Annotated in this window: 14 protein-coding genes and 4 tRNA genes; 14 read left to right on the top strand and 4 right to left on the bottom strand. The window is 69.8% G+C overall.

The window, feature by feature from the left end; genetic code table 11:
* Positions 1-19: 19 nt before the first annotated feature.
* Positions 20-5,098, top strand: coding sequence for a YadA-like family protein (locus tag SNE34_RS13985; protein WP_332618229.1), 5,079 nt, complete (start codon positions 20-22; stop codon positions 5,096-5,098).
* A gap of 109 nt (positions 5,099-5,207) precedes the next feature.
* Positions 5,208-7,079 (top strand): S8 family peptidase, encoded by a 1,872-nt coding sequence (locus SNE34_RS13980; RefSeq protein WP_332618228.1) that lies wholly within the window; start codon positions 5,208-5,210, stop codon positions 7,077-7,079.
* 55 nt (positions 7,080-7,134) lie between these two features.
* On the opposite strand, the gene SNE34_RS13975 is transcribed toward SNE34_RS13980, so the two are convergent.
* From SNE34_RS13975 to hemA, 4 genes are all read right to left on the bottom strand, one after another.
* Positions 7,135-8,814 carry an O-linked N-acetylglucosamine transferase, SPINDLY family protein gene (locus tag SNE34_RS13975; protein WP_332618227.1) on the bottom strand — a complete coding sequence of 560 codons (1,680 nt, stop codon included), beginning with the start codon at positions 8,812-8,814 and terminating at the stop codon, positions 7,135-7,137.
* A 3-nt stretch (positions 8,815-8,817) separates the two neighbouring features.
* Complete coding sequence (locus tag SNE34_RS13970) at positions 8,818-9,270, bottom strand: GNAT family N-acetyltransferase (RefSeq protein WP_332618226.1); 453 nt, start codon at positions 9,268-9,270, stop codon at positions 8,818-8,820.
* 151 nt (positions 9,271-9,421) lie between these two features.
* Positions 9,422-10,507, bottom strand: coding sequence for a peptide chain release factor 1 (gene prfA / locus SNE34_RS13965; protein ID WP_332618225.1), 1,086 nt, complete (start codon positions 10,505-10,507; stop codon positions 9,422-9,424).
* A 101-nt stretch (positions 10,508-10,608) separates the two neighbouring features.
* The gene (gene hemA, locus SNE34_RS13960; protein ID WP_332618224.1) at positions 10,609-11,877 is read right to left on the bottom strand and encodes a glutamyl-tRNA reductase; all 1,269 of its coding nucleotides are present in this window, start codon (positions 11,875-11,877) and stop codon (positions 10,609-10,611) included.
* A gap of 99 nt (positions 11,878-11,976) precedes the next feature.
* On the opposite strand from hemA, the gene SNE34_RS13955 reads away from it, so the two are divergent.
* The 12 genes from SNE34_RS13955 to SNE34_RS13900 form a co-directional block, all read left to right on the top strand.
* Entirely contained in the window at positions 11,977-13,713 is a 1,737-nt protein-coding gene (locus SNE34_RS13955) for a tetratricopeptide repeat protein (RefSeq protein WP_332618223.1), read from the top strand.
* Positions 13,710-14,369 carry a lipoprotein insertase outer membrane protein LolB gene (gene lolB, locus SNE34_RS13950; protein ID WP_332618222.1) on the top strand — a complete coding sequence of 220 codons (660 nt, stop codon included), beginning with the start codon at positions 13,710-13,712 and terminating at the stop codon, positions 14,367-14,369. The genes SNE34_RS13955 and lolB overlap by 4 nt, the downstream gene beginning before the upstream one ends.
* A gap of 12 nt (positions 14,370-14,381) precedes the next feature.
* A complete protein-coding gene (ispE, locus tag SNE34_RS13945; RefSeq protein WP_332618221.1) occupies positions 14,382-15,257 on the top strand; it encodes a 4-(cytidine 5'-diphospho)-2-C-methyl-D-erythritol kinase in 876 nt (291 codons plus the stop codon).
* Positions 15,258-15,287: 30 nt separating this feature from the next.
* A tRNA-Gln gene (locus SNE34_RS13940) sits at positions 15,288-15,364 on the top strand.
* A 57-nt stretch (positions 15,365-15,421) separates the two neighbouring features.
* Complete coding sequence (locus SNE34_RS13935; protein ID WP_332618220.1) at positions 15,422-16,381, top strand: ribose-phosphate diphosphokinase; 960 nt, start codon at positions 15,422-15,424, stop codon at positions 16,379-16,381.
* Between the two features lie 115 nt (positions 16,382-16,496).
* Complete coding sequence (locus SNE34_RS13930; protein WP_332618219.1) at positions 16,497-17,168, top strand: 50S ribosomal protein L25/general stress protein Ctc; 672 nt, start codon at positions 16,497-16,499, stop codon at positions 17,166-17,168.
* Between the two features lie 63 nt (positions 17,169-17,231).
* The gene (gene pth / locus SNE34_RS13925; protein WP_332618218.1) at positions 17,232-17,813 is read left to right on the top strand and encodes an aminoacyl-tRNA hydrolase; all 582 of its coding nucleotides are present in this window, start codon (positions 17,232-17,234) and stop codon (positions 17,811-17,813) included.
* A 70-nt stretch (positions 17,814-17,883) separates the two neighbouring features.
* Positions 17,884-18,975, top strand: a complete 1,092-nt coding sequence (ychF, locus tag SNE34_RS13920; protein WP_332618217.1) for a redox-regulated ATPase YchF — start codon at positions 17,884-17,886, stop codon at positions 18,973-18,975.
* Positions 18,976-19,047: 72 nt separating this feature from the next.
* Positions 19,048-19,133 (top strand) — tRNA-Tyr (locus SNE34_RS13915).
* Positions 19,134-19,233: 100 nt separating this feature from the next.
* Positions 19,234-19,307: transfer RNA gene (locus SNE34_RS13910), tRNA-Gly, on the top strand.
* Between the two features lie 35 nt (positions 19,308-19,342).
* A tRNA-Thr gene (locus SNE34_RS13905) sits at positions 19,343-19,418 on the top strand.
* Positions 19,419-19,453: 35 nt separating this feature from the next.
* Positions 19,454-19,783, top strand: a 330-nt coding sequence (locus tag SNE34_RS13900; protein ID WP_332618216.1) for a GTP-binding protein, incomplete at its 3' end; no start/stop codon positions are given.

Below are 19,783 nucleotides of genomic sequence, written 5' to 3'. Positions count from 1 at the left end.
TCCGGGAGATCCACGCCTCATGAAGCGCACGCCGTTGCACGTCGCCATCCTGTTATTGCTCGCCGCCCCCCAGGCGGGTTGGGCCCAGTCACAAGCCCCCAGGCCGGCTGCAGACACGCCGGACATCGATACCGCGGAGGGCTGCCGGATCGTCGAGGCGGGCGAACCGGATGCGTCGGGTCGCTATCGGGCCGTAGTCGAATGCGATGGCGCCGCGCCCGTTGCCGCGGCGCGGATCGCCGGCAAGGGTAGCCGTAATGCCAGCATCCAGGACGCGAAACACTACTTCGCGGCCGACGGCGCCCGCGACGGCAGCGACGATGCCCAGGCCACCGGCGAGCACGCGGTCGCCAGCGGCGCCGGCAGCAGCGCCAGCGGCTACCGCTCGGTGGCCAGCGGCCATGAGGCCACCGCGAGCAACCAGTGGAGCATTGCGGTCGGCAGCGAGTCCGACGCCAGCGCGCTCGGCGATATCGCGATCGGCGCCAAGGCGGTCGCCGCCGGCGGCTCCAGCGTCGCCATCGGCGGCGCCTTCAACACCTTCGCCGGCTGGGAGAACACATCGGCGACCGGCGGCCATGCGGTCGCGGTCGGAGCCGGCGCCACCGCCGAGGGCGACTTCGGCACCGCGCTCGGCAGCGTCGCCCGCGCGCTGGGCCAGAACGCCAGCGCGCTCGGCAACCTGTCGCTGGCCGACGGCATGGACAGCACCGCGCTGGGCACGGCATCCCGTGCCAGCGCCGACTACAGCACCGCCGTCGGTATCGGCAGCGAGGCGGCCGGCTTCAACAGCGCCGCGCTGGGCGCGCGCAGCTACGCGGCTGCGGACAACAGCGCGGCGCTCGGACCGGACAGCACGTCGTCGGCCGATTACGGAACCGCGGTCGGCAGCAACAGCCGAGTCAGTGGCCATGCCGGCACCGCGGTCGGCGTCGGCGCCAATGCCGGACGCGCCAACAGCACCGCGCTCGGTGGCGCCTACTTCGTCGGCGCGGCGGACGACGGCAGCGGGTGGACCGGCGAGCTCGTGCAGACCCGCGCGCAGGGCGAGGCCGCCACCGCGGTCGGTGCCGGCGCGCTGGCGAGCGGTGAGCACGCGACCGCCACCGGTACACTCAGCGAGGCGAGCGGCCTCGCCAGCACCGCCAACGGCTACGGCAGCATCGCCGGTGGAGGCGACAGCACAGCGCTTGGCGCCGATGCCATCGCCGATGCGGACTACAGCACCGCCCTGGGCGCCAGCAGCGCCGCATTCGGCGTTGGCGCGTCGGCGTTCGGCAGCGGTGCGTTCGCACTCGGCGAGACGGCTACCGCGGGCGGTTTCAACAGCGTTGCCAGCGGCGACTGGAGCGCGGCTTACGGCGTCGGCAGCGAAGCCAGCGGGCAGAGCAGCACCGCCATCGGCGGCCAGATGACGGTCATCAATGGCCAGACCTGGGAGGAGGAAACCTGGTCGACGGTGGCCTCCGGCCAGGAAAGCACCGCGCTGGGCGTGGCGGCGCGTGCGACCAATTACGGTTCGGTCGCGGTCGGCGCGGTGTCGGAGGCCAGTGGCGAAAGCACCGTCGCGATCGGCCCGGCCAGCACCGCGCGCGGCGACTGGAGCGTGGCGATCGGCCAGCAGACCCGCAGCTATGGCGTCTTCAGCACTGCGCTGGGCTCGTGGGCGAAAGCCCACGGCGACCGCAGCGTCGCGGTCGGCGGCGTTGCCTACGGCGACGAAAACACCGCGGTCGGGCAGATGTCCGGCACCGCGGGCACGCATAGCAGCGCGTTCGGCCGCCAGGCCCGGGCGCGGCTGGACCGCACCACCGCGCTGGGTGCCGAGACCGACGTAATCGCCGAGAACAGCGTTGCGCTAGGGGCGTACTCGTATGCCGACCGTGCCGACACCGTTTCGGTGGGCAGCGCGGTGACCAGCCCGCTCAACGGGCAGGGACCGTTCCAGCGCCAGATCACCAATGTCGCTGCGGGCACGGAGGAATTCGACGCGGTCAATCTCGCGCAACTGCGGGAACTTGGCGCGGAAGTCGCCGACGCGACCCATTATTTCGAGGCCAACGGCAACGACGACGGCAGCGACGATGCGCTGGCCGAAGGCGAATACGCCACCGCGTCGGGCTCGGCCAGCAACGCGCTGGGCATCGGCGCGACCGCGTACGGCAGCGGCGCCACCGTGGTGGCCGACAACGCGACCGCGATCGGTGTTGACTCGCTGGCTTCGTCGGCCTCGGGCACGGCGGTTGGCGGCCGGCTGGACTACAGCTACGAAGATGCGGAAACCCACCAGCAGGTAGTACTGGAAGGCAGCACGGTTGCCAGTGGCGGCGCCACGAGCGCGTTCGGCGCCGGCGCCCAGGCCAGCGGTGAACTCGGCACGGCGCTCGGGACCGCCTCGATGGCCTCGGGCATGTGGTCGACCGCGGCCGGATCGCGCGCGAACGCCGCCGGCGCCAGCAGTGTCGCGCTCGGCGAATCGGCACAGGCGACCGGCGCGCAGAGCACCGCGGTGGGCGGCAGTCAGCCTGCCGGGCGGGTGCTGGGTCATATCCCGACCACCGCCTCGGCCGATCGCGCCTCGGCGTTCGGCGCGGGCGCCAGTGCTACCGGCATCCAGTCGACCGCGCTGGGCTGGAACGCCTCGTCGAGCGGGGTCAGTGCGACTGCCGTCGGCGAATCGGCATCGGCCTACGCGCGCCGCTCCGTGGCGTTGGGCGGCTCGGCGTTCTCCAATGCCGAAGGCGCGATGGCGCTGGGGTACTACGCCTTCGCGCTGGAGGAGCAGAGTGTGGCGCTGGGCACCGGCTCGGTGGCCGATCGGGCCAATGCGGTGTCGGTCGGGGCCGGCGCCAACATCGACGGCTTCCCGGAGACGCGCCAGATCACCCACGTGACGGCCGGCACCGAGGCGACCGACGCGGTCAACCTCGGCCAGCTCGAGGACGTCGCCGACAGTGTTGGCGAGGCCAGCCACTACTTCGCGGCCAACGGCAACGGCGATGGCAGCGACGATGCGCTGGCCGAAGGCGAATACGCGACCGCGACCGGCTCGGGCAGCAACGCGCTCGGCATCGGCACGTCGGCCTTTGGCAGTGGTTCCTTCGCCACCGCCGACTACGGCACTGCAGTCGGCTACGGCGCCACCGCCAGCGGTGTGCACAGCTCCGCGTTCGGCGAGGGCGCGCAGGCAACCGGGGTGGCCAGCACCGCGTTGGGCGGAGGCTACGAGATGTTCAACATGGAGACCGGTGAGTTCGAGGTGTGGAACCCGCTGGCTTCGGGCAACCAGAGCACGGCGGTTGGCGCGGGTTCGCAGGCCACCGGCGACGGCAGCACGGTGCTCGGCGGAGTGGCGATCGCCCGCGGGTCGTCGTCCACGTCGCTCGGCGTCGCCAGCAGCGCGCTGGCGGACTTCACCACCGCGGTCGGCTCCGATGCGACCGCACGCGGCGAGTTCGCGACCGCGATGGGGCGCCACGCCCATGCCTACGGATCGCACACGGTGGCGATCGGCAGCGCCAGCTTCGCGGTTGGCACCGGCTCCACCGCGGTCGGCCAGTTCGCCGAGTCGCGCGGCCACCTGAGTACCGTCCTGGGCATGCGCAGCTATGCGCTGGGCAAGTACGGCGTTGCGTTGGGTGCGGACTCAACCGCCGCCGGCGACGAAGCCACCGCCACCGGCACCCGCAGCAATGCCAGCGGCATCCAGTCGACGGCAAACGGCATCGACAGTGCGGCCAGCGGCTTCGATGCCACCGCGGTGGGCGCCAACAGCATTGCCAGCGGGCGTGCCGGCACCGCGCTGGGCGCGTCGAGCATTGCCGAGGGCGCCTTCGCCACGGCGGTGGGCGAGTCCAGCCGTGCCAGTGGTGACAGCAGCACGGCGCTGGGCACCGGCAGCAATGCATCGGGCGCCGACAGCATCGCCATGGGCAGCCAGTCGCGTGCCAGCGCGGACGGCAGCCTCGCGTTCGGCTGGCGCAGCAGCGCCATCGGGGCGAACAGCGTGGCATTGGGCAGTGGTTCGATCGCCCATCGCGACAACACGGTGTCGGTCGGCAGCGCCGGCGCCGAACGCCAGATCACCAACGTCGCGGCGGGTACTGAAGACACCGACGCGGTCAACTTGGCGCAGTTGCGCGAGATCGGACTGGTCGACGCGGAAGGTTCGGTCGCCGACGCCGTGACCTACGAGGACGATGCAAAAGCCAGCCTGCGCCTGGCCGGTGCCGATGGCACGACGCTGGGCAACCTCGCCGCCGGGACGCTCAATGCGACCAGCAGCGAGGCGGTGACTGGCGGGCAGCTGTTCAACACTAACCAGGCCCTGGTCAACGCCCTCGGCGGTGGCGCCATGCTCAGTGCGACCGGGGGGATCATCGCGCCCACCTACCACGTGATGGAATCGGCATTCGGTACGGTCGGCGATGCGTTGACCGCGCTTGATGATGGTCTGGCCGCACTCGACCAGCGTGTGGATGGGTTGGAGAACGGCGTAAGCGATACGGCGTCCACGGCCATTGCCTCCTCAAGGACCGCCGCCACGTCGCCATCGGCAGCTGCGACTGCGGATGCAGGGGATGTCGACGTCACTGCGACCGTCGCCAGCGAGGATGGCGGGGAACACGGGAGCGGCGGAACCATCACCGCCGCCAGCGCTGACGCTCCCCGCCGCGTGACCACCGAGACGACTGCTGCGACCGACGACTCCGAAGCCGCGCAGCCGACCGCCACCGCCAACGCGCAGACCCTGAGCCAGGCCAACGCCTACACCGACACCAAGATCACCCAGGCGGTGGCGGTGCCGATGGCGGCCATCGACGACCTGCGCACCGAAGTCGGCGAGCGCTTCATCGAACAGGACGAGCGCATCGACCGCATGGGCGCGATGAACGCCGCGATGCTCAACATGGCGACCAGTGCCGCGGGCATCCGCACGTCCAACCGGGTCGGTGTCGGCGTTGGATTCTCCGGCGGCGAGCAGGCGCTCTCGGTCGGCTTCCAGCGTGCGTTCAGCGACCGCGCAACGATGACCATCGGTGGCGCCTTCAGCGACGACGAAAGCTCGGTCGGCGTCGGCCTCGGCTTCGGCTGGTAATCGCAGCGCCGCTCTTCTTTTTACCCCCGACGGCCACGGACGGCTGTCTTTTCCGGCAATCCCGTGGCATGCCGACAGACGGCATGCGAAATCCTCCCAGGAGAATCCGATGTCGATCCAGATCATCCGTGCCCACAAGCGCCGGCCCGTCTTCCGCAACCATCTGCCCGGCATCCTCGCCGCGGCGGTCTTGCTCGGCTTGTCGGCGCCGCTGGCCATGGCCGGCAACAGCACGCCCTTGCCGGTTGCCGATGCCACCTCCGCGTTGGCGGCGGACCGGCAGGAGCATGACCGCTTCATCGTCCGCTATCGCGAAGGCAGCCCGCAGCGCCACGACACGCAGCGCCTGGTGCAGTCATTGCAGCAGGTGGTCGCCCGTTCCGGCCTGGTTGGCGGCGCGGGACTGTCTGTCCGCCACGTGCGCAGTCTTGCTTTGGGTGGCGACGTGGTGGAGGTCTCGCGCCCACTCGATCGCGTGAGCGCCGCGGCGCTGATGCGCAGCATTGCCACCGATCCCGCTGTCGCGCATGTCGAGCCGGACATCCTCCTGTCGCACACCGGCCTTCCGGCGCGAGTGAGCCCGGCGATGGTGCCCGACGACGAGCTCTACGCCCAGTACCAGTGGCACCTGCACAGCGCCACCGGCGGCATCCGCGCGCCGGCGGCGTGGGACGCGACAAGCGGCGAGGGCGTGGTCGTCGCGGTGCTCGACACCGGCATCACCGACCACGAGGACCTAGACGGCAACGTGCTGGAAGGCTACGACTTCATCACCGACACCTTCCTTTCGCGCCGCGAGACCGATGAGCGGGTCGCCGGTGCGCACGACTACGGGGACTGGAACGACGACCCGACCCAGTGCCCGGTGTCGCCCAGCTCGTTCCACGGCAGCCATGTCGCCGGCACCGTGGCCGAGACCACCGGCAACGGAATCGGCATGGCCGGCGTCGCGCATGACGCCAGGGTGTTGCCGGTGCGCGTGCTGGGTCGCTGCGGCGGCTACCTGTCGGACATCGCCGACGCGGTGGTCTGGGCTTCCGGCGGCAGCGTGGACGGCGTGCCCGACAACGCCAACCCGGCCGAGGTGATCAACATGAGCCTGAGCGGCGCCGCTGCCTGCGGGGCGGAGTCGACGATGCAGCTCGCGATCGACGCTGCCATCGCCAACGGCACCACCGTGGTGGTCGCGGCGGGCAACGACAACGCCGACGTCGGCGGTTTCACGCCCGCCAGCTGCGCCAGCGTGGTCACCGTCGGCGCGACGCGGATCGGCGGCGGCCGGGCCGGGTATTCCAACTACGGCAGCCGCGTGGACCTGTCCGGCCCCGGCGGCGGTGGCAGTGCCGACGGCAACCCCGGCGGCTACGTCTGGCAAAGCATCAACGACAGCGCGACCTCGCCGGAACTGGGCACGCCGACCTACGGCGGCATGGCCGGCACCTCGATGGCGGCGCCGCACGTGGCGGGCGTGGTCGCGCTGGTGCAGAGCGTGGCCGAAACCCCGCTGGCGCCGGACGAGATGCGCGCCCTGCTGAAAGATACCGCGCGGCCGTTCCCGGTCGAGATCCCCGCCGGCACGCCGGTCGGCAGCGGCATCCTCGATGCGCAGGCCGCGGTCGCGGCGGTCGCCGAACCGTGCGAGGGCGACGAGTGCGAACCGGTGCCGGAAGCGACCCCGATCAGCAACCGGGTCCCGGTGACCGGGCTGGCTGGTGGCGTCGACGAGGCGCAACTGTTCTCGATCGAGGTTCCGGCCGGCGCGTCCGGCCTGAGCTTCATCAGCTACGGCGGCAGCGGTGACGTGTCGCTGCTGGTGAGCTTCGGCGCGGAGCCGACCCAGGACGCTGCTGATTTCAGTTCGGCCCGGCCGGGCAATAACGAGACGATCCGCATCGCCACGCCGCAGGTCGGTACCTACTACGTGAAGGTGGTCGGAGTGAAGGCGTTCGCGGCCGTCACGTTGCAGGCGCGGCACAACTGAGGTCTTGCCGGGCGGCCGGTCCTTTGGGCCGGCCGTCGTTGCGTTGCGCCGCGCGTTAGCGCTTCGCCATGCCGTGTACTGCCGCGGCGAAGTCACGCGCGAAGCCGTCCATGTCGAACAGCCCGCTGTCGCGGCGGCGAGCGGCCAGTTCCGCACGGACATCCGCCAGCGCCTGTGGGTCGCGACCCAGCGCGATCGCACGGGCCACGAAGGCATCGTCGGTATCGACGTTCATCGCGTGCAGGCCGAGATGATGGTTGAGGCTGCCGGCGACACGCGCCGCGAAAGTCTCGCCGGGCTGGGTCAGTAGCGGGCAATCGGCCCACAGCGCGTCGGACGCGGTGGTGTGGGCGTTGTAGGGCTCGGTGTCGAGGAACAGGTCGGCATGCTGCAGGCGGGCGAGGTATCCGGCATGCGGCTGCTTGCGCATGAACACCAGCCGCTGCGGATCGACACCCTGTGCCTGCGCGACAGCGCGAAGTCGGTCGTCGGCCCGGCCCGGGCCCGACAGCAACCACAAGACGCTGCCCGGCACGCCGCGCAGCACCGCCAACGCACGGCCGACGCTGCGCGGGTTGAGCTTGTAACTGTTGTTGAAGCAGCAGAACACCACGCCCTCGGCCGGCAACCCGCAATCGGCGCGCGACGGTGGTGGCGCCAGTTCACGCGACGTGTCGGACGGTTGGAAGCAACGCGGCAGCCGCACGACCCGCTCGCTGAAGTGCGGCGCCAGCGCCTCCGGCAGCACGAAGCCATCAGCCAGCACATGGTCGATCCACGGCGCGCCCGAGGTGCCGGGGTAGGCCAGCCAGTTGACCTGCACCGGCGCCGCTCGCATCGCGAGTACCTCCGGTACGCCACCGCCGCCCCAGCCGCGCAGGTCGAACAGTACGTCGATACCGGTATCGCGGATGGCGTTGGCGACTTGACGGTGGTTGCGGCCGGCGACGTCGTGCAACCTGGTCGCGGCCTGCAGCCGTTGGCGGATCGGACTGCCGTCGTCGTGGTTAAGCGCGAACAGGTGGATGTCGAGGTCGGCGTGGCTTGCCAGTGATTCGAACAGCGCGACCGTCAGCAATCCGGTCGGATGCGCGCCGAATCCGTTGGACAGGAAGCCGGTGCGGACTGTGCTGGGAATGCGTGGCGGCGGTGGCGGCAACGGACGCACGTGGCGCGCGATATGCGCCGCGCGCAGCCGTGAGCATTGCAATTGTTCGGCGGCGCTGGCGTCCTCGCTGAGGAACGCGAACGGCTCGACTGCCGCATGGCCGCGGCGCACGGCGTCGCGCACCTGCGCCGACAATGCCTCGAGATCGCGCCAGTCGCACAGCTTGCGGCGCCAGGCCAGCAGGTAGGCCGCAAGTTGCGGTTCGTTCGGTGCCAGCGCATGGGCGCGGGCGTACGCGTCGGCCGCGGCTTCGGCCTCGCCGTCGTCCTCCAGCGCGTGCCCGAGCCAGACCGCGATGCCGGGATGGTTTGGCGCGGCGTCCGAGGCCGCGCGCAGGCTGGCCACGGCGTCGCCGCGACGGCCCTGCATCCATTGCGCGCGACCGAGCCGGGCGAGGGCTTCGGGGTGGCCGGTACGCAAGGCCAGGGCGCGATGGCAGGCGATCTCGCCGGCAGCGGCGTCGCCGGCTTCCAGTTCGGCGTCGGCAAGGATGATCCAGGCCATCGCATCGTGCGGCGCGCGTTGGGTCGCCAGGCGGGCCTGCTGGCGCGGGTCGGCGCGCTGCATCGCTCAGCCGCCGTCCAATGGCAGCGCGTACCACTGGCTGGTCTCTTCGTGCCAGCCGGCGGTGCGGTACAGCGCGCGGGCGGCGGTGTTGTCGACCGAGGTTTCCAGCACGATGCGCGCCGCGCCGTCGTCGCGGGCGAATCGCGCGGCGGCATCGAGCAGCCCGCGGGCGATCCCGCCGCGCCGCGACTCGGCGTCGACGTAGAGGTCGTTGAGCACCCACATCCGCGCGGTGCGCACCGACGAGAACATCGGGAACAACTGGGTGAAGCCGACCGCATGGCTGTCGCGCTCGGCCAGCAGCACCACCGACTGCCCGGCCTGCATGCGCTCGGCGAGGAAGGCCCGCGCGCGCGGCAGGTCGCCGGGCTGGCCGTAGAAGCGCCGGTAGGCGTCGAACAGCGGGGCGACCGCGTCGAGGTCGGTGGCGGTGGCACGGCGGATGTTGATGGTCATGGAGGCCAGCTTACGGACGACACCCGGGCTTTTGTAGGAGCGGCTTCAGCCGCGATCGGGAGTCGGACGATCGACCGACCATCCGATCGCGGCTGAAGCCGCTCCTACAAAAGCAGACAGCCCGGGCCGCAGCAAAGTCCGCCGAGCTTCTTCACGCACCCTGCGTCAACCGCGCCAGCTCGTCGGCCTGGTGCTCCTGCTGCAACCGCGCGATCAATCCGTCGAGCTCGCCGGTCAGCACGTTCGGCAGGTCGTAGAGGGTCAGACCTTCGACGCGGTGGTCGGTGATCCGGCCCTGCGGGTAGTTGTAGGTGCGGATGCGCTGGCTGCGGTCGCCGCTGCCGACCTGCAGCTTGCGGTCCTGCGCGATCGCCGCGGCGGCCTTGGCGGCCTGCGCCTCGGCCAGGTTGGCGGCGAGGCGCTTCATCGCCTTGTCGCGGTTGGCGTGCTGGCTGCGTTCGGTCTGGCTCTCGACCACGAAGCCGGTCGGGATGTGGGTGATGCGGATCGCCGAATCGGTCTTGTTGACATGCTGGCCGCCGGCGCCGGAGGAACGGAAGGTGTCGATCCGCAGGTCGGACGCGTTGATCTCGATCGGCTCGCCCTCGGGTTCGACAGCGATGATTGCGACTGTCGCCGCCGAGGTGTGGATGCGGCCCTGTGATTCGGTCTCGGGCACGCGCTGCACGCGGTGGGTGCCGGATTCGAACTTCAGTCGCGAATACGCCCCGCGGCCCTCGATGCGCGCGACCACTTCCTTGAAGCCGCCGTGTTCGCCCTGGCTGGCCGACTCGACCTCGACCCGCCAGCCCTGGCGCTCGGCGTAACGCGAGTACATGCGGAACAGGTCGCCGGCGAAGATCGCGGCCTCGTCGCCGCCGGTGCCGGCGCGGACCTCGAGGTAGATGTCGCCGTCGTCGCGCGGGTCCTTCGGGATCATCTGCGCGAGCAGTTCGGCGTCGAGCTGTTCCAGTCGCGCAGTCGCGGCGGCGATCTCCTCCTCGGCCAGCTCGCCCAGCTCCGGGTCGTTGCGCATCGCCTGCGCCGCGGCGAGATCGGCCTTGGCGGCGGACTCGTCGGCCAGCGCGGTGGCGATCGGCTCGAGCTGGGCGAACTCGCGCGAGAGTTGGCGGAAGCGCTTGGCGTCGCCGATCACGCCGGGGTCGGCGAGCAGGCGTTCGAGCTCCTCGCGGCGTTCGGCGAGGGCTTCGAGCTTGCGGCGCAGGGTGGGGGTCATCGACGGCTTCGGCTGGAGGAAATGGGGCGGTGCGGCGCGGGCGCGACATCGCAACGCTCCGCGGATCGGCGCGGAGCCGCGACAAGAATAAACGGGCGACGCTAGGGCGCGACGTCGTCGTCGGACGCGGTCGGCGGGAACAGCTTCTCGGTGGCGCGTGCCAGCTCGTTGCTGCCGGCCAGGGCTTCCTCGCGCAGGGCCACGGTCGGCGCGTGCAGCAAGCGGTTGGTCAGGGTGTGGGCGAGAAAGTCGAGCACCGCGACTGGGTCTTCGCCGGCCGCCAGTTGCGCCCGGGCCTTGGCCAGCACCTCGGCGCGGGCGCGCTCGCCATGGCCGCGCAACTGCTTGAGAGGGCCGGTGCGGGTGCTGGCGGCGAAGGTTTCCATGAAGCGCGCGACCTGCAGTTCGACGATCGCTTCGGCCTCGGTCGCGGCTTCACGGCGGCTGCGGCGGTTGTCCTCGATCGCCCGTTCGAGGTCGTCGACCGTGTACAGGAACACGTCGTCGAGCCCGGCCACGTCGGCGGCAATGTCACGCGGCACCGCCAGGTCGAGCAGCAGCATCGGCCGATGCTTGCGGCTGGCCAGCGCGGCGGCGACCTGTGCGCGCTGCAGCACCGGTTCGCGGCTGGCGGTGGCCGACAGCACGATGTCGGCCTCGCCGAGGTGACGATCGAGCTCGCCCAGCGGCAATGCCACGCCGCCGTGGCGGCTGGCCAGTTCCTGCGCGTGCGACAGCGTGCGATTGGCGATGAGCAGGCGTTTGGCCTTCGCTTGCACCAGATGCCGCGCGGCGAGTTCGATGGTTTCACCGGCACCGACCAGCAACACGGTCGAGTCTTCCAGTCGCGCAAACGACTCCTGCGCCAGCCGCACCGCGGCGGAGGCGACCGACACCGGGTTGGCGCCGATCCTGGTATCGGTGCGGGCGCGCTTGGCGGTGCTGAAGGTGTGCTGGAACAACCGGTCGAGCTGGCTGCCCAGGCAACCGGCCGCGCGCGCGGTGGCCCACGCATCCTTGACCTGGCCGAGGATCTGCGGCTCGCCAAGGACCAGCGAGTCCAGCCCGGTGGCGACCCGGAACAGATGCCGCACCGCATCGGCGTCGCGATGGCAGTACAGGTAGGCGTGCAGGTCGCCGGCGTCGGTGGGGTGGGTCGCCAGCCAGTCGGCGACCGCGCTGCCGTCGTCGTCGCTGACCGCGTAGACCTCGGTGCGGTTGCAGGTCGACAGCAACGCCGCTTCGCGCACCTGCGGCAGCGCGCGCAGCGCCGCCAGCGCCTCGGGAACCGCGTCGGCGGCGAACGCCACCCGCTCGCGCAGGCTGACCGGCGCGGTCTGGTGGTTGAGGCCGAGGACAAACAGGGACATGACGAAGGTGGGGCTACCCGTTCAGGTGCTTGCGATAAGCTGCTGGCTGCTGAAGGCCGCCATTCTACCGGCCCTGACCAACGTGGGGATTTGCGCCCGATGCCTGAAGCTTTGCGTTCGTTCACGACCTTGTCGCGGTTGCCCGTCGTCGCCGTGTTGCTGGTGCTGGCGTGGCCGACCGCGGCATTGGCCCGGCAACGCCTCGAAACCGCGGCGGTCGAGTTCGAGCCGGTTGCGCCGCAGGCATCGACCGATCCGGTCGTGCGCGCGCTGGAGCCATTGCTGGCCGCCGAATTCGCGGTCCAGTCCGGTCGCCTCGATGACGCCGCGCGCTGGTACCTCGACGCTGCGCGCGCCGCCCAGGACGTTGAACTCGCCGAACGCGCGACCCGGATCGCCTTGCTCGCCCAGGACAACTCCCGTGCCGCCCAGGCACTGGAGCTGTGGCGTGAACAAGGCGGCGAGGGTGTCACTCTGCTGGCCGCCGAGGCCACTTTGGCCTTGCGCGGCAACAAACTGCGCAAGGCCCGTGAACACCTGGTCGAACTGCTGCAGGTGCCTGGCGACGATGGCTGGCGCCAGGCGCTGGGGGTGATCGCCGGCGGCGCCCGCGATCCGGCGCAGGCCGCCAAGGTGCTGGAAGACCTGATCGAGGACGGCCGGATCCCGGACCTGCTGCAGGCTTGGCTGGCGTTTGGCGGCCTCGCCCAGCGGCTGGGACAGCCCGAGCTGGCGGAAACCATCGTCGCCGAAGTGGTCGAACGCTTCCCCGGCGAGCCCCGCGTCGCCCTGTTGCGCGCCAGCCAGTTGCGCGAGGCCGACCGCGACGACGAGGCCCGCAAGGTGCTCGAATCGGTCGCCGAACAGGCCAGCGGCGATGCCGAGCTGCGCCTCGCGATGGCCTACGAATACGACGCCCTCGGCGACCTCGCCGCCGCGTCCGCGATCCTCGCCCGCGGCCCGCAGGACGACCAGACCTACGCCCTGCGAGCCTCGTTGCTGGCGCGCGCCGAGGACAAGACCGCGCTGGTCGACCTGTACGACGAACTGCGCCGCACCGCGAGCAAACCCGACCCGCAGCGGCGCTTGCTACTTGGGCAGATGGCCGAGTTCCTCGAACGTTTCGACGAGGCGCTCGAGTGGTACCGCGGCGTTCCCGGCGGCCCCCAGCGCTGGCCGGCCAAGCTGCGCAGCGCCAACGTGCTGCACGAGCTCGGTCGCGCCGACGAAGCTTATGCGTCGCTGCATGAAGTCCAGGCCGACGCCGCCGCCCCCGACCCAACGCGGCGCGATGCCTACCTGCTGGAAGCGGCGCTGCACGAAGAGGCCGGCGATGACGAGGCGGTCATGGACGCCTTCTCGCGCGGGCTGGCGGCCTTCCCCGATGACCTCGAGATCCTCTACGCCCGTGCCCTGGCCTGGGAGCGCCGCGACGACATCGCCCGCGCCGAAGCCGATCTGCGCAAGATCCTGGTAATCGAGCCCGAATCGGTCGCCGCGCTCAACGCCCTGGGCTACACCCTGGCCGACCGCACCGACCGCTACCAGGAGGCGCTGGAACTGATCAACCGCGCCCGCGCGGCCGACCCCGACAACGCCGCGATCATCGACAGCTACGGCTGGGTGCTGTATCGCCTCGGTCGCCCAGAAGACGCGCTGGGCGAGTTGCGCCGCGCGTTCGCGCTGCAGAAGGACGCCGAGATCGGCGCCCACCTCGGCGAAGTGCTGTGGGTGCTCGGCAAGCGCGAGGAGGCGCGCAAATACTTCGAGCAGGCGCGCGAGATCGATCCCGACAACCGCGCCCTCCAGCGCGCACTGGAAAAAACCGGCGCATGACGCTTACCCCTATCCTCGACCGCTTCAGCCCACGAACCGTTGCCATCCTGGCGGTGGCGTTGCTGCTGGCTGCCTGTACCGCCGCACCGGTGCGTCCCGACCTCGATCCGGCTCAGGTCGCCGCCGCCGAGGCCGCGCAGGTTCAACGCGAGGCGGCGCTGCGCACGCAGCAGGACTGGTCGTTGTCCGGCCGGATCGCGGTGTCCAACAGCGGCAAGGGCGGCAGCGGCCGGATCGACTGGGCGCAGGACGGCCCGAACTACCGGGTTTCGCTGAGTGCGCCGGTGACGCGCCAGGGCTGGCGCCTGTCCGGCGACGCCGACCACGCGCTGCTGGAAGGCCTTGAAGGCGGTCCGCGCCGCGGCGACGACGCCCGCCAACTGCTGCTGCGCGCGACCGGCTGGGACATTCCGGTGACCGCGCTGTCGGAATGGGTCCGTGGCGCCCGCGCCCCGGCGCTCGGCCCGGCACGCATCACCTATGGTGCCAACGGCTTGCCGTGGTCGATCGAGCAGGGCGGCTGGCTGATCGAATACCAGTGGCCTGAAATCGATCCCGCTGCACCGGCGCCACCCCTGCAGCTGCCCTCGCGCCTCGACGCCAGCCGCGGCGAGGCCACGGTGAAGCTGCTGGTCGACGAGTGGGGCGGGGCGTAGGGCGATTCCGCGATGACCGAACACCTTTCCGGCCCCGACTGGAGCGTCTGGCCGGCGCCGGCCAAGCTCAACCTGTTCCTGCGCATCCCCGGCCGCCGCGCCGATGGCTACCACCTGCTGCAGACCGTGTTCCGCCTGCTCGACTGGGGCGACACGATCCGGCTGCGGCCGCGCGGCGACGGTCGTATCGTTCGCCACGGCGAGTCCGTCGGGGGCATCGCCGAGGCCGATGATCTGGTCGTCCGTGCCGCTAAACTTCTGAAAAAAACGGCAAAAATCATCAAAGGCGTCGACATTGTCGTCGAAAAGCGTACCCCGGTCGGAGGTGGCTTCGGCGGTGGCTCGTCTGACGCGGCGACCGTGCTGGTCGCGCTCGATGCGCTGTGGAATTGCGGTCTGGGGATGGAACTGCTCGCCGAACTCGGCCTGCAACTCGGTGCCGACGTCCCGGTGTTCGTCCGCGGCGACAATGCCTGGGCCGAAGGCGTCGGCGAGCAGTTGACTCCGCTCGAACTGCCGCCGGCGTGGTACCTGCTGGTCGATCCCGGCGTGCATGTGCCAACCGCCGAATTATTCCAGGCACCCGAATTGACGCGCGATGCGCCGCCCGCGACAATAGCCGACTTCGTTTCGGGCGTACCGCTCGGGAACGCGTTCGAGCCGGTCTTGCGCGGGCGCGAACCGGCCGTCGAGGCCGTGTTTGCAGCCTTGTCGCGTGTCGGCACGCCGCACCTGACCGGCACCGGCAGCGGTTGTTTCGTCGAGTTCGCAAGCCGCGAAGCCGCCGAGGCGGCGCTGGCGGCGTTGCCACCGGGCTTCAAGGTCTGGCTGGCGGCGGGGGCGGCGCGCTCGCCGCTGCACCTGGCGCTCGAGGCCAACACGCTTTAGTCGACGCGTCAGTTCACAACAAGTCACTGCAGGGGCGTCGCCAAGAGGCCCAAGGCACCAGGTTTTGATCCTGGCATTCGTAGGTTCGAATCCTACCGCCCCTGCCAAACACGCGCGGCACCACCGCGTCCGGGCACCGCCAGGTCAGAGCAAGCGGAGTACACATGCAAAACGATCCAAGCCTGCTTGTCTTCAGCGGCAACGCCAACCGCCCGCTCGCGCAGGCGGTGTGCAAGGAACTCGGCATCCGCCCGGGCAAGGCCCAGATCGGCCGTTTTTCCGATGGCGAGGTTCAGGTCGAGATCGAGGAGAACGTGCGCCGGCAGGAAGCGTTCGTGATCCAGCCGACCTGCGCCCCCAGCGCCGAAAACCTGGTCGAGCTGCTGGTCCTGATCGACGCCCTCAAGCGCGCCTCGGTCAGCTCGGTCACCGCGGTGGTGCCGTACTTCGGCTACGCCCGCCAGGACCGCCGCCCGCGCTCCTCGCGCGTGCCGATCACCGCCAAGGTCGCGGCCAAGATGTTCAGTGCGGTCGGTTGCGACCGGGTGCTGACGGTCGACCTGCACGCCGACCAGATCCAGGGTTTCTTCGACATGCCCGTGGACAACGTCTACGCCTCGCCGTTGCTGCTGGCCGACATCTGGCGTGCGCACGGCACCGACAACCTGATCGTGGTCAGCCCGGACGTCGGCGGCGTGGTTCGCGCCCGCGCGATCGCCAAGCGCCTCGACGACGCCGACCTGGCGATCATCGACAAGCGCCGTCCGCGCGCCAACGTCGCCACGGTGATGAACATCATCGGCGACGTGTCGGGCAAGACCTGCGTGCTGGTCGACGACATCGTCGACACCGCCGGCACCCTGTGCGCCGCCGCCGCCGCTCTGAAGGAGCACGGCGCGACCAAGGTCGTCGCCTACTGCACCCACCCGGTGCTGTCGGGCGCGGCGATCAGCAACATCAGCAAGTCGCAGCTTGACGAACTGGTGGTCACCGACACCATCCCGCTGACCGACGCCGCCCGCGAATGCGGCAAGGTCCGCCAGCTCAGCGTCGCCGAGTTGCTGGCCGAAACCATCCGCCGGATCGCCTTCGGCGAATCGGTCAGCTCGTTGTACGTCGACTGACAAAACCGAATTCGCGACACCGGATCCGTCCGGCATCGCAATGCGCTCACCTGGTCGCGGGTGAGCGTTTCCACCGCCGCGAGGCGGTTCAATGCAAGCAAAGTGAGTAATCGAAATGTCCGAACACACCATCGAGGCCACTGGCCGCAGTGTCGAGGGGAAGGGTGCGAGCCGCCGCCTGCGCCACGCTGCCAGCATCCCGGCCATCGTCTACGGCGGCAAGGCCGCGCCGCAGCCGATCCAGCTCGACCACGAGCAGATCTGGCTGGCCAACAAGCACGAGTGGTTCTACTCGTCGATCCTGAACCTGGACATCGACGGCAAGGTCGAGCCGGTGCTGCTGCGTGACATGCAGCGCCACCCGTACAAGCAGCTGATCATGCACCTGGATTTCCAGCGCGTTGACGCCAAGCAGGCGATCAAGGTCGCGGTGCCGTTGCACTTCCTCAACGTCGACAAGTCGCCGGCCGGCAAGGCCTCCGACGTCGTGGTCACCCACGAACTCAACGAGGTCAACATCAGCTGCCTGCCGAAGGACCTGCCGGAGTTCATCGAGGTCGACCTGGCCGAGCTGACCCTGGGCCAGACCGTCCACCTGTCGGAGCTGAAGCTGCCGAAGGGCGTGGAGATCCCGGAACTGAAGCTCGGCAAGGAGCACGACGTCGCCGTGGCCGTGGCCCGCCAGGGTCGCGTCGAGGTCGAGGCGGACTCCGCCGAGGGCGCCACCGAAGCCGAGGCCGCCGCGGCCGAAGTGCCGGCGGCCAAGGTCGAGAAGGACGAGGAATAAGCCGCACTCGCGCCGGCGTGTCCGCGATTGCGGGTGCGCCGGCGTGCGGCTTGTTCGCCTGAGATGGCCGATCTGCGCCTCATCGTCGGGCTGGGAAATCCCGGTCCCGAATACACCCGGACCCGGCACAACGCCGGGTTCTGGTTTGTGGACGCCCTGGCAGAGAAGTTCGGCGGCCGCTTCAACGTGGACGCCAAGCTGTTCGGGGAGACCTGCAAGATCGAAATCGCCGGCCAGCCGGTCTGGCTGTTGAAGCCGGCCACTTTCATGAACCTGTCGGGCAAGTCGGTCACCGCCGCCCAGCGCTACTGGAAGATCGAGCCCGAAAAGTCGCTGCTCGCCCACGACGAGCTCGACCTGCCACCCGGCACCGCGCGGCTCAAGTTCGACGGCGGCCACGGCGGCCAGAACGGCCTGCGCGACACCATGCGCCTGCTCGGTCATGGGCAGTTCCAGCGCTTGCGGATCGGCATCGGCCATCCCGGCCACAAGGACCGCGTGACCCCGTGGGTGCTGGGGCGTGCCAGTGGTGACGACGAGGCAATGATCCTGCGCGCGATCGACGATGCGATCGACGTCCTGCCGCTGGCGGTCAACGGCGACTTCAACGAGGCGATGAAGCGCCTGCACACCCCGAAAGCCTAGGGTATTGCGGAGTGGTGATTGGCCGTGGCCAGTCGCCAGCCCCTAATTCCCCGTCCCGGATTCAGCAGTCATGGGTATCAAATGCGGCATCGTCGGCCTGCCCAACGTCGGCAAGTCGACCCTCTTCAACGCCTTGACCAAGGCCGGCATCGCCGCGGCCAATTTCCCGTTCTGCACGATCGAGCCCAACGTCGGCGTGGTGCCGGTGCCGGACCCGCGGCTGAATGCGCTGTCGGCGATCGTCAACCCGCAGAAGTGCATCCCGACCGCGGTCGAGTTCGTCGACATCGCCGGGCTGGTCGCCGGCGCGGCCAGCGGCGAGGGCCTGGGCAACAAGTTCCTCGCCCACATCCGCGAGGTCGACGCGATCACCCACGTGGTGCGCTGCTTCGAGAACGACGACGTCATCCACGTCAACAACCGGATCGACCCGATCGCCGACATCGACACGATCGACACCGAACTGGCGCTGGCCGACCTGGACTCGGTCGAGCGCGCCCTGCAGCGTGCCGAGCGCAGCGCCAAGACCGGCGACAAGGACGCCAAGGCTCGGGTCGAGGTGTTGACGCGGGTGCGCGAAGGCCTCGACGCCGGCAAGCCGGCGCGCGCGCTGGAGCTGTCCGATGACGACCGCCTCGCCGTGCGCGACCTGTTCCTGCTGACCCTGAAGCCGGTGATGTACGTCGCCAACGTGCTCGAGGACGGTTTCGAGGGCAACCCGCACCTCGACGCCGTGCGCGCCCGCGCGGTCACCGAGGGCGCCGAGGTGGTGCCGGTGTCGGCCGCGATCGAGGAAGAACTGAGCCAGCTCGACGACGCCGACCGCGACGAGTTCCTGGCCTCGCTCGGCCTCGACGAGCCGGGGCTGAACCGGGTGATCCGCGCCGCCTACAAGCTGCTCGGCCTGCAGACCTACTTCACCGCCGGGATCAAGGAGGTCCGCGCCTGGACCGTCAAGGGCGGCTCGACCGCGCCGCAGGCCGCCGCGGTCATCCACACCGATTTCGAGAAGGGTTTCATCCGCGCCGAGACGATCGGCTACGACGACTTCATCAAGTACAAGGGCGAGGCCGGTGCCCGCGATGCCGGGCGCCTGCGGCTGGAAGGCAAGGAGTATCGTGTGCAGGAAGGCGACGTGCTGCACTTCCGTTTCAACGTGTAGTTGCCGGAGCGAAAAAATCCTCGATCCGGCATTGACTTCCCGGCAAACGCGCTCCAGAATTGCGGGCTCTTTGGAGGGATACCCAAGCGGCCAACGGGGGCAGACTGTAAATCTGCTGGCTTACGCCTTCGGTGGTTCGAATCCACCTCCCTCCACCAGCTTCCCGTCGACATACGACACGTCGACATGGCAGGTGGAGATGCACCACCCGGATGCCTTACCAGCAACCGGCGCAGTACCCAAGCAGGTTTGTCCGGCGCGGGAGTAGTTCAATGGTAGAACCTCAGCCTTCCAAGCTGATGGTGCGGGTTCGATCCCCGTCTCCCGCTCCATTGATGCCGCGACGTCGTACCTGCTGGAACAACTTGCTCACGTAGCTCAGTCGGTAGAGCACCTCCTTGGTAAGGAGGAGGTCGAAGGTTCGATTCCTTTCGTGAGCACCATATTCGTTACCACCGCACACCATTGGTAAGCAGCCATGGCCAAGGGTAAGTTCGAGCGCACCAAGCCGCACGTGAACGTCGGCACGATCGGTCACGTCGACCACGGCAAGACCACGCTGACCGCAGCGCTGACCAAGGTGGGCGCGGAGCGTTTCGGCGGCGAGTTCAAGGATTATTCGGCGATCGACGCCGCGCCGGAAGAGAAGGCGCGCGGCATCACGATCTCGACCGCGCACGTCGAGTACGAATCCGAGACCCGTCACTACGCCCACGTCGACTGCCCGGGCCACGCCGATTACGTGAAGAACATGATCACCGGTGCGGCGCAGATGGACGGCGCGATCCTGGTGTGCTCGGCCGCTGAC

The sequence above is a fragment of the Novilysobacter erysipheiresistens genome (assembly GCF_036663935.1).
GTDB classification, from domain to species: domain Bacteria; phylum Pseudomonadota; class Gammaproteobacteria; order Xanthomonadales; family Xanthomonadaceae; genus Novilysobacter; species Novilysobacter erysipheiresistens.
Note: the sequence above shows the minus strand (reverse complement) of the source record. Positions and strands in the feature narration are given on the sequence as shown.